The sequence below is a fragment of the Hydrocarboniphaga sp. genome (assembly GCF_965279055.1).
In the GTDB taxonomy this organism is placed as follows: domain Bacteria; phylum Pseudomonadota; class Gammaproteobacteria; order Nevskiales; family Nevskiaceae; genus Hydrocarboniphaga.
This window is the reverse complement of record NZ_OZ257125.1, coordinates 4441029-4456277: the sequence shown is the minus strand read 5'-3', so window position 1 is coordinate 4456277 and position 15249 is coordinate 4441029. Positions and strand designations below refer to the sequence as shown.

The following is a 15249-nucleotide window of genomic DNA, read 5'->3' as shown; positions in this document are numbered from 1 at the left end:
CACCAATCCCGGTACTTCCTCGGATACCCACGCGCCTGCCACCGCCCCACACTCGCCACACAGTCCTCATCCGCGCCACGATCCGCATGCCAGCCCACTACGACTACGCCGTGATCGGCGCCGGCATCGCGGGTGCCGCTTTTGCCGCGCGCATCGCGCCGCAGGCCAGCGTGCTGCTGCTCGAGGCCGAGGCGCAGCCGGGGTATCACAGCACCGGGCGCTCGGCGGCGCTGTACACCTCGCTGTATGGCAACGAGCTGATACGCGCGCTGTCGCGTGCCAGCCGCGACTTTCTCGGCGCGCCGCCGCCGGGATTCACCGAGCATCCGCTGCTGACATCGCGCGGCCGGCTCTATGTCGGCGGCGAACACGAGCGGCACATCATCGAAGGAATCGCCGAGTCCCCGCTCGCGCGAACGATGAGCCCGGCACAGGCGCGCGCCTGGGTGCCGGTGCTGCGGCCCGAGGCGGCGGCTCACGCGGTGCTCGACACCAGCGCCCACGACATCGACGTCAACGCGCTGCATCTGGGCTTCCTGCGCATGGCGAAGGCGGCCGGCGCGCCGCTGGTGTGCAATGCCGGCGTGCAGGCACTGGAGCGTGGCGACGGTTGGCGCATCACCACCGCCGCCGGCGAGTTCCGCGCGCGCGTCATCGTCAATGCGGCCGGCGCCTGGGCCGATACGCTCGCGAGCCTGGCTGGCGTTCGTCCGCTGGGCATCGCACCGCTGCGCCGCACCGCGATCCTGATCGACAGCCCCGATGCGGCGGGCAGCGCCGCATGGCCGGCGGTGATCGCGGCCAGCGGCGCGTTCTACTTCAAGCCCGACGCCGGTCTGATTCTCGCCTCGCCCTGCGACGAGACGCCGAGCGAGCCCTGCGATGCGCAACCGGAAGAACTGGATATCGCGATCGGTGTCGATCGCATCGAGAGTGTGACCACGCTGGCGATCCGCCGCGTCGCGCGCGCCTGGGCCGGCCTGCGCAGCTTCGCGCCGGACCGCTCGCCGGTGGTCGGCTACGACGCCGGCTGCGATGATTTCTTCTGGCTCGCCGGGCTCGGCGGCTACGGCGTGCAAACCGCGCCGGCGCTGTCGACGCTGGCAGCGAGCCTGGCATTGCGTCGTGCGGCGCCGGCGATATTCGCCGAAAGCGGCATCGACGCCGCGGCGATGTTGCCAGCGCGTCTGACGGCCGTCCCGGTTTCCGACAAGGAACAAGCATGAAAATATTCGCCGCGACGCTGGCCACCGAAACCAATACCTTCACGGCGGTGCCGACCGGCCGCGTCGATTTCGAGGTCTATGGTTTTTATCGCGGCAACGGCAGCGTGGCATCGCCGCAGGGCATCGGCGTTTTCCACGCCGAGCTGAAAAGACTCGCGCAGCAGGACGGTCACACGGTGATCGAAAGCATCGCCGGCTTCGCCCAGCCTGCAGGCCGCACCCTGCGTGCCGTCTACGAGGACTATCGCTCGCAGCTGCTCGAAGACCTCGCCGCCGCGCTGCCGATCGACGCGGTTCAGCTGTACCTGCACGGCGCGATGGTCGCTCAGGACTACGACGACTGCGAAGGCGACATCATCGCCCGCGTGCGCGATATCGTCGGCAGCGCCGTGCCGATCGGCGTCGAGCTGGACCTGCATTGCCACACCACCGAGCTGATGCTGCGCAGCGCCGACCTCATCATCTGCTACAAGGAATACCCGCATACCGACAGCCTCGATCGCCTGCGCGAGCTGTATCGGCTGACCCTGCAGCAGGCTGCCGGCCAGATCACGCCGGTGACCGCGATGTACGACTGCCGCATGCTCGGCATGTGGAACACCACGGTCGAGCCGGTGAAGTCGTTCGTCGCGCGCCTGCAATCGTTCGAGAGCAAAGACGGCGTGCTGTCGGTGTCGCTGGGCTACGGCTTCCCGCTGGGCGACGTTGCAGACGCCGGTGCGCGGCTGTGGGTGGTCACCGACAACGACCTGGCCAAGGCCGAAGCACTCGCGCAACGGCTGGGCCGTGAATTCTGGGACATGCGCTTTGATGCGCTGCAACTGCCGACACCGCTGCCGCAGGCCATCGCGCAGATCCGGGCGCACCGCGACGGCCTGCTGGTGATGGCCGACGTCGGCGACAACCCCGGCGGCGGCGCGATGGGCGACAGCAACTTCGTGCTGCAGGCGCTGCTCGATGCCGGCATCGGCGACTTCGCGATCGGCTGCTACTGGGATCTGGGCGCGGTCGCGCTGTGCAGAAGCGCCGGCGTCGGTGCGAGCCTGGATCTGCGCATCGGCGGCAAATGCGGCCCGATGTCCGGCACGCCGATCGACCTGCGCGTCACCGTGCGCGCCATCGTCGAGAACCACAGCCAGTTCGGCCTCAACGCGCGCTACCCGATGGGCTGCGGCGTCTGGGTGCAGGCCGACAAGGGCATCGACATCGTGCTGGTCACGCAACGCGGCCAGGTGCTCGCGCCGGAAGCGTTCGAAGGGCTCGGCATCAAGCTCGGCGACAAGAAGCTGGTCGTCGTCAAATCAGCCCAACACTTCTTTGCGACCTTCGGCGCCATCGCGGCGGAGACGATCTACGTCGGCGCACCCGGCGCGACGGCCAAGGACTTCAGCGTGATTCCGTACAAGAAGCGCAGTCTGGATTTCTGGCCGGTGGTGGAGAATCCCTGGAGCGCCTGAGTCGTACCGATACCGGTGGTTCTCGCTGGCGAAGCAGACGGTTGAGACTTATGCGACGTATCGCAATGACACGCTGAAAGACGCCGTTAAAGTGAGGCTCGCCCTTAGCGGACGGTCGCCGCCATGCCGCAGCAGTTCTCACTGTTGGAAACCGAGCCTGATTCTGCGGCCCAGTCCGCTGCCGCGATCACGCCAGCCGGAAAGTTCAGCAACTTCATCGTCTATGTCGACGAAAGCGGCGATCATGGCATGCAGACGCTCGATCCGAATTATCCGGTGTTCGTGCTGTCATTCTGTGTGTTCTACAAGCGCCACTACGCCGAAAAAGTGGTGCCTGCGCTGGAGAAGTTCAAGTTCAATCATTTCGGACACGATCTGGTGCTCCTGCACGAACATGAGATACGCAAGGAGACGGGACATTTTCTGTTTCCAAGCCGCGAGCACAAATTTCATTTCATCGATCAGCTCAGCGGCATTATCGAGTCGAGCAACTTCATTCTGATCAGCTGCGTGATCGACAAGCAGCGGCTGCGCGGCAGCGGCAATGCAAGGCCGGAAAATCCTTATCACCTGGCGCTGGGCTTTTGCATGGAAACGCTTTACGAGTTCCTTCAGGAGAAAAATCAGGATGGCAGGACGACACACGTCGTCGTCGAGTGCCGAGGCAAGAAGGAGGACGCCGAGCTCGAACTCGAGTTCCGACGCATTTGTGATGGAAGCAATCGGATGGGCAAGAGTTTGCCTTTCCAGATCGTCTTCGCCGACAAGCGGGCCAACTCATCCGGCTTGCAGCTGGCGGACCTGGTGGCACGGCCAATTGGCCTCAACTTTCTGCGGCCAGAGCAGCCCAACCGTGCCTTTGACATGCTCAAGAGAAAGTTCTACTGCGCCGGTGGCCGCGAGCATGTTGGGGTCGGCTTCGAGAATTGGGGCCTGAAGCTTTATCCGGTCCCAGAAAGCGAAAAGCCCCGGTGATCTCACCGAGGCCAGACGCCGACCGGGATCTCCCAGTCCACTTGCGCGCAGCTTAAAGGATTGGATTTTGCGGGGCAACACGGTGCCCTGTCAGCGGTTTTGGACGATCAGCTCAGCGCCCGCACCAACTCCGTCCTCGAACTGATCTCCAGCTTGCGATAAATCGAGTTCAGCTGGAACTCGATCGTGCGGCGCGAGCGCGACAGGTGTTCGGCGATCTTGTCGTTGCGCAGGCCCTGGGCGACGAGTTGGGCGACGCGGCGTTCGGTCGGGGTCAGGCGTTGCAGCGCGAGCATTGCCGATTGCGACAGCGCCTCGGACGCTTCGCCGGCGACCGGCTCGTCGAGGAAGGTCAGCACATAGCTCGGGCTCATCTGCAGGCCGGCGAACTGCCAGTTGCGATCGATCTTGACCGACAGGCCTTTCAGTGAGGGATGCGACAGCCGCACCGAGGCGGCAGCCTGATCGTCGGTGTTGCTGCCGGCGGCGCCGTCGAACATCGCTTCGACGCCGCCGGGCAGTGCAAAGCGCGCTTCGCCGGGCTCGGCGGCGCGCAGGCCGCGATTCCAGCGGCCGCATTGTTTCTCGGCCTCGTTGTTGGCGAACATCGATTCGCCGGCGGCGTTGACGAACATCACCGTCAGCGGCACCTGTCGCAGAAAATGCTCGTAGCTGATGCGCCGGCTGTGCTCGCTCTCCATCGCGCGCACGCGGCGCAGGCTGGCTTCGATCATCGGGTGCAGCTGTTCGAGAAAAGCCTGTTCGTCTGCACTGATCAGCGAGTGATCCGGTGGCCGGTGGATGCTCAGCACCGCGTCGGGCCGCGCCTCGTGCCAGAACGCCAGATGGATGAACTCGTTCCATTCCGGATCGGGCTCCTGGTCCAGGCGCCGGCGATGCGCATCCGGATCTTCCGACACGATCTGCGAGTAGGTGTAGAGCTTGATCTGCGGATGCCGCGCCAGGTAAGGGCCGGAAACCGTCAGGCTGGTGGCCGGCACGTAGTCGGCGTTCTTCGGCGCGACGACGTGGTGCCGCGCTTCGGTCGGCTCGTAGTTGACGATGTTGAACATCAGGCTGCACGAGCGGTGCGGCAGCTTGCTGGCGACGAGCTTCAGGCAGGCCTTCCAGATGCTTTCCAGATCGAGCGCGCTTTGCAGGTCAACGACCAGCGCGTGGTGCGGGTCGGTGGGCGCTGCGCGCTGCGGGGTCAGGGCACTCATGGCTTGCAGATTAGCAATCGGCATCGGTGCTATCCATCGTGAGCCCCACCTGTAGGAGCGGACCCTGTCCGCGACTCGCGCTGCCCGAGCACAGTCGCGGACAGGGTCCGCTCCTACAGGGGTGGCGACGACTCGGCGCCGTCGCGCGCCTGCAGCGCTTGCCGCGTCGCCTGCTGGCGCGCGCGGTCGATCGGGAAGCGCCAGATCAGCGCGGCGCCGCAGGCCATGCCGACGGTCGGCAGCCAGGCCGCGATCAGCTTGATCGCGAACGCGCCCTGCGCGGTCTGCTCGGTGGCCGAGGCGCTGAAGCCGAGCACGTCGAGCAGATACAGCCCCGCCGCACCGGCGACGCCGGCCATGGATTTGCCGGTGAACGCGGACACCGCCGAGTACAGTCCGCCGCGATCTTCGCCGCTACGCAGGCGCTCGTCGTCGACGACGTCGCCCATCATCGACGGCACCGCGATTGCGGTCGCCATCAGGCAGAAGTTGGTGATCGCGTTCGCCGCCGCCACCAGCCAGAGTCCGTCGGTGCCGATAGGCGCGAAGCCGATGGTGCTGTAGGCCAGCGCGCTCAGTACCAGCGACACCGCCCACACCCGGTGGCGTTCGAACTTCATGAAGATCCAGCCCCAGAACGGAAGGCCGAGCAGCGCGAACGGCGTGGCCACGAGCATGATGGTCGGCAGCTGTTCGGACAGATGCAGATACGAGTCGATGAACAGGTAGTTGACCGCCACCGCCATGCTGCAGATGAAGGCCACCGGCACGAACGCCGACAGCAGATGCAGCATCGCGCGGTTGCGGGTGATCGCGCGGACCAGGCCGCGCCAGTCGCCGAGCGCGAGCGGATTCTGGCTCGGCAGCGGCGCGTCGCCGTTGGGCACGCGTGCCAGCGCATACGCATTGATCAGCGGCACGCAGACGGCGATCGCAATGGCCGCGAACGACAGGGTCTGCAGATTCATTTCGCTGCTCGCGGTCAGGCCCAGCGCCTTGGACAGTTGCGGCACCGCGAAGAACACCATGCCGCCGACCACCATCGCGATGCTGCGCCAGACCTGCACGCGAGCGCGCTGCGCGTAATCGCCGGACAGTCCGTAGCTCCAGGCGCCATACGGGATCTCGGTCAGCTTCCAGCCGACGTAGGTGACGATGGTCCAGACCGTGTAGTAGGTGATGCTGACGTTCGCCGGCGGCCGGTACAGAAACCACAGGCCGAGCACGGTGACGAGGGTGCCGGCCGCGATCCAGGGCTTGCGGCTGCCGGTCTTGCGGTAGGTGTAATCGGAGAGCTGGCCGATCAGCGGATAGGTGATCGCGTCGAAGATCCGCGACAGCAGCATCGCGCTGGCGATGGCCGACAGCGACAGGCCCGCGTGCTTGGCGTAGATGCCCTGCACGCTGGACTCGGGCGCGTGGGTGAAGCCGAGCATGATCGCCGGCAGCGCGAACGCAAACAGCAGGCCGCGGCCCAGCACGGTGTCCTGTTTCACGGGTTCCTGTTGACGCGGTTCATGGTCGGTTCTGGCTGCGAATGGTGGTGCCTGCGGCCAGTACAACAGCCGGCCGCCTGCGCCAGCCACAGTGAAACTACCTGAATATCGCGCGCGGCGGCGCAAAGGCTGTCGATGGCCGGAACCGGCCACTAGGATGGCGTCTTCGCGTTGTGACGACGGTTGCGGAGCATTCCATGGACTCAGTGCTTTTCGAAAATGCCAGGCTGTTCGACGGCCACTCGCCGGAGACGCCGGACGGCATGTTCGTGCTAGTCGAGGGCTCGCGCATCCGCGAAGTGTCGGATCGCCCGATCCGCGCCGACAACGCGCACAGGATCGACTGCAGCGGCAAGACGCTGATGCCCGGGCTGATCGACAACCACGTGCACATCTACGGCGAGTCGCTGAAGCTGGCGCCGCCGGAGCCGCCGATCACGTATCGCGCGCAGTACGCGCAGAAATTCCTGCGCCATATCCTGTCCTGCGGATTCACCAGCGTGCGCGATGTCGGCGGCGGCGATCACGGCATGGCGATGGCGCTGCGCGACGGTTTTCTCGACGGCCCGCGCTTTTTCTACGGCGGCGTCTTCATCACCCAGACCGGCGGCCACGGCGACATGCGGCCGATGCACCAGGGCAGCGACTTCTGCAATTGCGGCTCGCTGCGCAACTCGTTCTCGGTGGTCGCCGACGGTGTCGTCGAATGCACCAAGGCAGTCCGCGAAGAGCTGCGCAAGGGCGCGCACCACATCAAGATCATGGGCTCCGGCGGCGTGGTCTCGACCACCGATCCGCTGGACCGCTGCCAGTATTCGGACGCCGAGATCAGCGTGATGGTCGAGGAGTGCCGCCGTCACGGCGCCTACGTCGCCGCGCACTGCCACCCGGCGGAAGCGATACGCCGCTGCGTCGCACTCGGCGTGCGCAGCATCGAGCACGGCACCCTGATCGACGAAGCCACCGCCGAGTTCGTCGCCGCCAGCAAGGCCTACGTGGTGCCGACGATGGCGACGATCTTCGCGCTCAAGGACATCGGCCGCGAGATCGGCCTGAGCGCGGATTCCTACGACAAGCTGTTGATGGTCGCGGACCGTGCGGTCGCCGGGCTCGCGGTGATGAAGCGTGCCGGCGTCAAAATGGGTTTCGGCACCGATCTGATGGGCCAGGCGCATACGCGCCAGGGCTCGGAGTTCAGCCTGCGCCGGCAGGTGCTGCAGCCTTTCGACATCCTGCATTCGGCGACCGCGATCAATGCGGAGATCCTCAACATGCAGGGCCAGCTTGGCGTGGTCGCGCAGGGCGCGTTCGCCGACCTGCTGGTCGTCGACGGCAACCCGCTGCAGGACATCGAGCTGCTCGCCGCCAACGGCGCGCATCTGCCGGTGATCATGAAGGATGGGCGGTTCGCCAAGCTGCAGATGTAAACCACGATTTCCCAACTGTAGGAGCGGACCCTGTCCGCGACTCTGCTCTGCAAGGGTTCAGTCGCGGACAGGGTCCGCTCCTACAGGTCCATCCAACAGGAGCAGTTCAAATGATCCAAGCCATCGGCACAGCGCGCGCGCTCTCCAACGGTCTGTCGATCCCACTGACACCCGCGATCCGCGCCGGTGATTTCGTTTTCGTCTCGGGCCAGCTCGGCATCGACGATGCCGGTGTGGTCGTCGCCGACGATGTCGCCGCGCAGGCGCGTCACGCGATGGAGCGCATTCGCGCGGTGCTGGCGCTGGCGAATGTCGAACTCAGCGCGGTGGTCAAGATGTCGGTGTGGCTGACCGACAAGGCCGACTTTCCCGCGTTCAACGCGGCCTATCGCGAGTTCTTCCCGGATCGTCCGCCGGCGCGCTCGACCGTGGTCAGCGATCTGCTGATTGCCGGCGCCAAGGTCGAAATCGACGCGATCGCTTACGCCGGCTGAAGCTTTAGCCCCAGAAGCCCGGCCACGGCGGCGACATCAGGCCGCGCACGCAGGCCGGTGCGCCGGGCCAGTCGCCGACTTGCAGCATCGGGCCGTCGAGGTCGTTGATCTCGCACAGCTGCGCCAGCACCAGCGACGGCGCCATCGCCAGCGAGCTGCCGCACATGCAGCCGCTCATCAAACGAAAGCCGAGCTTCTGCGCGGCGCGCGCCAGTTGCAGCGCCGTGGTCAGGCCGCCGGTCTTGTCGAGCTTGATGTTGATGAACTGGTAGCGGCCGATCAGCCGCGGCAGATCGGCCGCGGTGTTGATCGACTCGTCGGCGCAGATCGGGATCGGGCTGGCGTAGCCGTACAGCGCGTCGTCGAGCCCGACCTTGACCGGCTGTTCGAGCAGATCGACGCCGAGCTCGACCAACGCCGGCATGTAGGTTTGAAGTTCGGCTACGGTCCAGGCCTGGTTCGCGTCGACGACGAGTTTCGCTTTCGGTGCCGCCGCGCGCACCGCGCGCACCGCCGCGATCGGATCGCGCTGCGCGACCTTGATCTTGATCCACGGATGCTCGGCCAGCGCGCGCGCTGCCTTGTCGTACTCGGGCAGCGTGCGAATGCCGATGGTCACCGCGCTGGTGATCGCGTTACCGCGATCCAGGCCAGCGCCGCGCCAGGCTGGAATGCCGCTGAGCTTGGCTTCCAGATCCCACAGCGCCGCGTCGAGCGCATTGCGCGCGCCGCCGGCCGGCAGCAGCTTCAGCAGGTCCTGGCGGTCGGCGCCGGCTTCGATCGCGGCGCGCACGCCTTCGATGTCCTGCAGCAGCGTCTGCTGCGTTTCGCCGGCGTAGGGCACGCCATGCGCTTCACCGCGGCCGGTCGCGCCTTCACACGACAGCTCGACGACGACCATGTCCGCCGTGGTCTGCGTGCCGCGTGCGATCACGAACGGCTCGATCATCGGCCAGGCCTGCGCGTAGGCCTTCAGCGTGCGCTTCATGCCGCGAGCATCCGCGCGATCACCGCGTCCAGCGAGGTCTTCAGCGGGTCGAAGCAGGGCAGGCCGAGTTCGGCTTCGGTCTCGGCGAACAGCCTCGCGCGCTGCTCGTCGTCCAGCGCCGAGCTGTTGAAGCTGATGCCGACCATGCGCGCCTTCGGGTTGGTCAGCCGCGCCGCCTGCAGGTATTGCTCGATCGCGATTTTCAGCGACGGCGTCGGATAATCCGGCGAGCCCCAGATGTGCGTGCGATGCGGGTCGTGGCACAGCACCATCGCATCCGGCTGCGAGCCGTGGATCAGCCCGAGCGTGACGCCGGCGTAGGCCGGATGGAACAGCGAACCCTGGCCTTCGACGATGTCCCAGTGATGCGCGGCCGCATCCGGCGACAGGCATTCCGCCGCGCCGGCCACGAAGTCCGAGACCACCGAATCCAGCGGGATGCCGCTGCCGGCGATCATGATGCCGGTCTGGCCGCTGGCGCGAAAATCCGCGGCGATGCCCTTTGTTTGCAGCGCCCTGGTCAACGCGAGTGCCGTGTACTTCTTGCCGAGCGCGCAGTCGGTGCCGACCGTCAGCAGGCGCAGGCCGCTGCGTTTGCGGCCGCTGCCGACCGGCAGATTCTCCGGCGGCTTGCGTACGTCGATCAGGCGCACGCCGCGCGCCGCTGCCGCGTCGGCCAGGCCCGGAATATTCGACAGCGGGCTGTGCAGGCCGCTGACGATATCCAGCCCGGCCTCGATGCCGGCGAACAGGCTGGGAATCCAGCTCGCCGCGACCTGTCCGCCGATCGGCGCGATGCCGATCAGCAGCGAGCCCGCGCCTTTTTCCGCGGCCTGCGCCGGCGTCATTTCCGGCAGCTCCAGCGACACCTCGCAAGCCGGCAGGCTGAGCTGCGCGATGCAGGCTTCCGGCGCCCAGTCGCGCAGGCCGAAGGCCGTCTTGGCGCGCGAAAAATGGCGGGCTTCGCCGAGAAACAGCAGATAGGGCTTGCGCAGCACCACCGTGGTGGCGAAGGTCGGGGCGGCTTGCGGGTTCAATGGGATCTCGTCAGTGAATTGTTGACCAGGCCAGTAGAGCAGCCGCGAGCGCCGGGCTACATCCGTGAAAATGCTGTAATGCCGCGCGCTGCACCGTCATGCCCGCCTTCGCGGCAATGACCCGGCGTTCCGGTGTTTTCATCGATGGCGCCGGCGGCGCCGTCGCTGCACAGTCGGCAACAGCGGGCGACTCCGACTCCGTTCCTGCCGAGTTGCGGGCCTGCCTGCGTACCCACTCGGCAGCGTAGCGGTGACGCTCGACAATCAAGGGCACAAAGCAATGCAAGCGAACGCCACGACTGCCGAGAAACTCGACGCGCTGTTCCAGCCCTGGAACCGCAGCGATGCGCCCGGCCTGGTCGTCGGCGTCGCGCAGCACGGCCAGCCGATCTATCGCCGCGGCTTCGGTCTCGCCAGCGTCGAGCACGGCACGCTCAACACGCCGCAAACGCGCATGCGCATCGGCTCGACCAGCAAGCAGTTCGTGGTGCTCGCGGCCTTGCTGCTCGCCGAAGACCGGCTGATCGATATCGATGCGCCGATCAGGCAGCTGCTGCCGGAGCTGAGCGGGCCCGCCGGCGATCCGACAGTGCGTCAGCTGATGCAGCACACCGGCGGACTGCGCGATCCCTACGATCTGCCGGGCCTGCTGTTCTGCCGCAGCTTTCCGGTGATGCTCCACGCCGGTGCCGGGCTGGAACTGAGCCAGCGCTTCGGCAGTGCCAACGACGCGCCCGGCGAGCGCATGGTTTACAACAACAACGGCTATCACCTGCTGTCGCTCGCGGTGGAGCGCGTCGGCCAGATGCCGCTGGCCGGGTTTCTGCAGCAGCGCATCTTCGATCCGCTCGGCTTGCGCGATACGCAGCTGCTGCCCAGCGACATGAGCATGATCGCCGGCATCGCCTCGCTGCATCTGCCGCAGGCCGATGGCCGTTATCGTCGCGGCCTGTACCCGTCCGAAGAACTGCTGGGTTCCGGCGGCATGGTGTCGAGCATCGACGACATGCTGCGCTGGCTGGCGCATCTGCGCAGCGCCGACAAGCTCGTCGGCCGCGCCGCGAGCTGGCAACAGATGCTGCAGCCGGCGCGCTACAGCAGCGGCGCCAGCGGCGAGTATGGCCTGGGCCTGATTTGCGAGACCTATCGCGGCGTCGGCATCGTGCATCATGCCGGCGCGGTGCTCGGCGGCACCTGCCAGATGCTGAGCGTGCCGGAGCACGCGCTGGACATCATCGTGATGTTCAACCGCATGGATGGAAACGCGTCGGCGATGGCGCTGAAAGTGATCGACAGCGTGCTCGGCGATGCACTGCCCGCGGCTGACGTGCTGCCGATCGCCGAAGGTCGCGACGACGTCATCGGCCGCTGGTACTCGAGCGCATCGCATCGCCTGTTCGGCATCGTCGCGCATCCGCAGGAAGGCCAGCCGCCGGTGTTGGCGCTGTCGGTGCATCAACAGTTGATGGGCGTGCTGAAAACCAGCGAGGCCGGGCTGCGCATGAACAGTCCCGCGCACGGCGCGATCGAGGTGCTGCTGGCGGCGGGCATCGACGGGAAACCCGGGCAGCTGGCCTTCACCGTCAGCGGCCACCGCGAATCGTTCACGCGCCTGCCGGATGCCGGTCCTGCCGCCGCCGATCTGGCTGCGGATCTCGTCGGCCGCTATCGCTACGACGACTTCGATCGCGAGCTCGCGGTGATTTTAGAGGACGGCGCGTTGTACCTGGACCTGCGCCCGGACTACGGCCAGAGCCGCCTGCGGCTGACGCCGTTCTCCACAGCGGTCTGCGGCTTCGAGCTCGGCGGCACGTTCCCGATCCCGCTGCCGACCCTCGGCAGCCTGTCGGTCGAGCGCCGCGACGGCCGCGTTACCGGCCTGTGGCTCAACAGCGCGCGTACGCGCGATCTGTGGCTGCAGAGAACCTAGGGAACCTACTGCAGGCTCAACTGCATGCGCACGTCGCCGTCGCTGCCGCTGCTGGCGGATTCGCGCGCGGTCAGGAACAGGCGTTCGGGCTGGATTTCGCCATGCGCGAGGATCGCGGCCTGCACCTGGCGCGCGCGGTCGATGGCGAGACGTTTGAGCTGCTCGGCGTCGGGTTTGAGTTTGGGTATGAGCGCGGCTTCGACGAAGGCGGTGCGCGCGGCGAGCTTGTCGTCGGCGTTCGGTTCCGGCGACAGCGCGCTGTAGTCCGGATCGGCGCCCAGCAGCTGGCGATGCTGCTGCTCCAGCGCTTTCAGTCGTTGCCTGGCGTCGGCATCGGCTGCGATCGGGCCGAGCAGCTGCTGTCGCGCCAGCGCGGCGCCGTCCTCCGAGTCCAGCGCGGCCAGCGGAATGTCGAGCTTCAGCTCCGGTCTTTCGATCAGCGCATTCGCCAGCTGATCGAGCTTGCGCCGCTCGGCTTCGCCGAGCTCGGCGCTGCCGGCGGCGAAGCTGACATAGGCCAGCTCTTCGCCATTGCCGCCGAACAGCGAGGCCAGCGCGGTGAACGGCGCGGACACCGCTTTGACCAGCAGGTTGCCGAGTACCTTGCCGACCATCGCGCCGATGTCGAAGGCCGGGTCGTCGAGGCTGCCGCGTACCGGCAGCGCGAGGTCGATGACGCCGTGGCGGTCCTTGAGCAGCGCGGCGGCGAGCTTGATCGGCAGCGGCACCGCATCCTTGGAGCCGGTGGCATCGCCGAACTCCAGCTGGTCGAGGATCACATGGTGTTCGGCGGCCAGCTCGCGGTCGCGGATCTGGTAATGCAGCTCGGTGCTGAGCTTGCCCTTGACGATGTTGTAGCCGGCAAAACGGCCGGAATACGGGTTGAAACGCACCAGATCCATGTTGTGGAAGCTCAGCTTCAGATCGCTGTAACGATCGAACTGCGACGGCGTCAGCTCGCCGCTGATCAGCACCGGCGCGAACTCGTCGACCTTGCCGGCGAGCTCGATGGTCGCGCGCACCGCGGCATCGCTGCCCAGCGCGCTGATGTCGCCGGCCAGCGCGAAAATGCCGGCGGAAAAGTTCGGATCGATCGACCGGTCGGTGAACTGCATCTGGCCTTCTTCGACGTGAATCCTGCCGATGGTCCAGGGCAGCGCCGGCGAGGTTTTTTGGGTGACGCTTGCTTTGTCCGCTGCATCGGGCGCGGGAGTCGGCGGTGCAGAGCCGGGCGCGGCCAGCGCGGTGGCGATGTTGATTTCGCGCGTCGCTGAGATCGTCACACGGGTCTCCGGCGCCAGCAGATCGATGCGCTCGATACTCAGCCGCGCCGGCATGCTGCGGTAGTCGATGCCGGCGACGCGCAGCTCGCGCCACTTCAGCAGCTCCTGTTTCAGCGCTCGGTCCTGGACATCGAGTTGCGACAGTGCGGCGCTGCCGTCGAACGCGATCTGCGCGTCGGCCGGCGCCGGTGGCTGCGCGTACCGCAGCTTGCCCTTGGCCGACAGCAGCCCGGATTGCAGCGCGACGCCGCTGTGCATCGCGACATAGGGCTGCAGCACGGTCAGATCGATGCCGCTGGCGTCCAGCGCCAGGTTTGCCGACAGCGGCTGCGGCACCACGTCGCCCAGCGCGCGCAGTTTGCCGCTGCGACCGAGCGTGCCGGACAGCTCGATCTGCAGCGCGGCGCTCAGATCGGACGACACATTGCGCAGGCTGGCATTCAGCGGCGACAGCGAAAGCTGCAGTGCCGGCTCGACACTGTGATCGCTGACGCGAATGTCGTTGTCGATAAGATCGACGCGTTGCACCGCGACGCTCCATTGCGGGCCGGCCGGTGAGCCGGACGCGGCCGGCGGCGTATACAGCCGCGACAAATTGAGGCTGCCGTCGGCCGCGCGCTGCGCGTCCGCCTTGAGCTGGTTGATCTCGATGCGCTGCAGCTTGACCGCGCGCTGGCCCAGGGAGACATCGAGGCCCAGCAGCGACAGCTCGGCGATCGACAGGGTCGGCGCCGCTTCGCCGGCCTCGGCCAGGGCCAGCCGATACAGGCTGATTTTGGGGATGCGCAATTCCAGCGACGGCGCGTCGGCCAGTGACAGCTGATAGTCACCGCTGAGTTCGCCGCTGCCCGACACCAGGTGTACCGGCAACGGCTGCTGCAGAAAGCGCGTCAGCGTTGCGGCCTGCAGTTTGCCCAGCACGAAATGGCCCTGTGACGTGAGCGGCTGCAGGCTGAAGTCGCCGGACCAGCTCAGGGTTTCGCCGCTGCTGGCGGCGGCGCTGAACTGGTAGCGGTTCCGGTGTGCCGGCGCGGTACGGAAATCCTGCAGCGTGAATGCGATCGGCGAGATGACGCTGCTGAAGGTCTCGGGCCGGCTGCGATCCTCGAACCAGAGGCGGCCTCTGGCGATGCTCAGCTCCGTGACGCGCAGCGCCGGCAGCGCCGACGGCGGCTCGGCGCTATCGGCGGAAGGCGGCAACAGGCGCTTCCAGTTGAGGCTGCCACCGGCGTCGATCAGCAGCGCGATATCCGGCGCATCGCAGCGTACCGCGCTCAGCACCGCGCCGCGCTCGAGGATGGAATGCAGCAGGTCGAGATCGACATACAGCGCATCCAATGCCACTAGCGGCTGGCCGTCGGCTTCGCTGAGTTTGAGCGCGTCGATGCCGAGTTCGAACGTAAACGGATTGACGCGGATCGCGCCGATCTGGAGCTGGCGGCCGAGCCTGCCGGCCTGCTCTTGCGCGAGCGTGCGCAGCAGCCACGGCAGGCCGACGAAGCCGGCCAGCGCATATGCCAGCAGCAGGATCGCGGCGGCGATGGGCAGCCGCCACCAGCGACGGCGTGGAAGGCGATCGGTCGGCATCGGGCTGGCAGGCTCCGCTTCGGGTGGCGGTCGGGGTCGTGAAAGCAGCGCCTACTCTAGCTCGCGCCGGCACGGCTTACCGGCCTATGCTGTGGCCGGGCACCACGCCCGATTCCCTGGGGAGGG

12 protein-coding genes are annotated in these 15249 nt (G+C 66.9%); 6 read left to right on the top strand and 6 right to left on the bottom strand.

Annotation, left to right across the window (positions count from 1 at the left end; all coding sequences use genetic code 11):
- Positions 1 to 86: 86 nt before the first annotated feature.
- The 3 genes from ACQZF9_RS20055 to ACQZF9_RS20045 all read left to right on the top strand — a co-directional run bounded on the left by ACQZF9_RS20055 (position 87) and on the right by ACQZF9_RS20045 (position 3658).
- Positions 87 to 1226: an NAD(P)/FAD-dependent oxidoreductase gene (locus tag ACQZF9_RS20055; RefSeq protein ID WP_428310738.1), complete on the top strand. Its 1140-nt coding sequence runs from the start codon at positions 87 to 89 to the stop codon at positions 1224 to 1226.
- Entirely contained in the window at positions 1223 to 2683 is a 1461-nt protein-coding gene (locus tag ACQZF9_RS20050; protein ID WP_428310737.1) for a M81 family metallopeptidase, read from the top strand. Before ACQZF9_RS20055 ends, ACQZF9_RS20050 begins: the two co-directional genes overlap by 4 nt.
- Positions 2684 to 2806: 123 nt before the next feature.
- Positions 2807 to 3658, top strand: coding sequence for a DUF3800 domain-containing protein (locus ACQZF9_RS20045; protein ID WP_428310736.1), 852 nt, complete (start codon positions 2807 to 2809; stop codon positions 3656 to 3658).
- Positions 3659 to 3765: 107 nt separating this feature from the next.
- Here the strand turns inward: ACQZF9_RS20045 and ACQZF9_RS20040 are convergent, their stop codons facing one another.
- Complete coding sequence (locus tag ACQZF9_RS20040; protein ID WP_428310735.1) at positions 3766 to 4881, bottom strand: helix-turn-helix transcriptional regulator; 1116 nt, start codon at positions 4879 to 4881, stop codon at positions 3766 to 3768.
- Positions 4882 to 4994: 113 nt separating this feature from the next.
- Positions 4995 to 6377, bottom strand: a complete 1383-nt coding sequence (locus ACQZF9_RS20035) for an MFS transporter (RefSeq protein WP_428310734.1) — start codon at positions 6375 to 6377, stop codon at positions 4995 to 4997.
- Positions 6378 to 6574: 197 nt separating this feature from the next.
- Here ACQZF9_RS20035 and ACQZF9_RS20030 point away from each other — a divergent pair, with 197 nt between their 5' ends.
- Positions 6575 to 7804 carry an amidohydrolase family protein gene (locus ACQZF9_RS20030; RefSeq protein ID WP_428310733.1) on the top strand — a complete coding sequence of 410 codons (1230 nt, stop codon included), beginning with the start codon at positions 6575 to 6577 and terminating at the stop codon, positions 7802 to 7804.
- 110 nt (positions 7805 to 7914) lie between these two features.
- Positions 7915 to 8298 (top strand): RidA family protein, encoded by a 384-nt coding sequence (locus tag ACQZF9_RS20025; protein ID WP_428310732.1) that lies wholly within the window; start codon positions 7915 to 7917, stop codon positions 8296 to 8298.
- Positions 8299 to 8302: 4 nt separating this feature from the next.
- On the opposite strand, the gene ACQZF9_RS20020 is transcribed toward ACQZF9_RS20025, so the two are convergent.
- The 3 genes from ACQZF9_RS20020 to ACQZF9_RS20010 are packed head-to-tail and all read right to left on the bottom strand — an operon-like array spanning position 8303 to position 10465.
- Complete coding sequence (locus ACQZF9_RS20020; RefSeq protein ID WP_428310731.1) at positions 8303 to 9286, bottom strand: dipeptide epimerase; 984 nt, start codon at positions 9284 to 9286, stop codon at positions 8303 to 8305.
- A complete protein-coding gene (locus ACQZF9_RS20015; protein ID WP_428310730.1) occupies positions 9283 to 10323 on the bottom strand; it encodes a DUF1611 domain-containing protein in 1041 nt (346 codons plus the stop codon). Before ACQZF9_RS20015 ends, ACQZF9_RS20020 begins: the two co-directional genes overlap by 4 nt.
- Before the next feature lie 10 nt (positions 10324 to 10333).
- Positions 10334 to 10465, bottom strand: a complete 132-nt coding sequence (locus ACQZF9_RS20010) for a hypothetical protein (protein WP_428310729.1) — start codon at positions 10463 to 10465, stop codon at positions 10334 to 10336.
- A 138-nt stretch (positions 10466 to 10603) separates the two neighbouring features.
- Here ACQZF9_RS20010 and ACQZF9_RS20005 point away from each other — a divergent pair, with 138 nt between their 5' ends.
- Positions 10604 to 12253 carry a serine hydrolase domain-containing protein gene (locus ACQZF9_RS20005; protein WP_428310728.1) on the top strand — a complete coding sequence of 550 codons (1650 nt, stop codon included), beginning with the start codon at positions 10604 to 10606 and terminating at the stop codon, positions 12251 to 12253.
- 5 nt (positions 12254 to 12258) lie between these two features.
- On the opposite strand, the gene ACQZF9_RS20000 is transcribed toward ACQZF9_RS20005, so the two are convergent.
- Positions 12259 to 15123, bottom strand: a complete 2865-nt coding sequence (locus ACQZF9_RS20000; RefSeq protein WP_428310727.1) for a DUF748 domain-containing protein — start codon at positions 15121 to 15123, stop codon at positions 12259 to 12261.
- Positions 15124 to 15249: the final 126 nt, after the last annotated feature.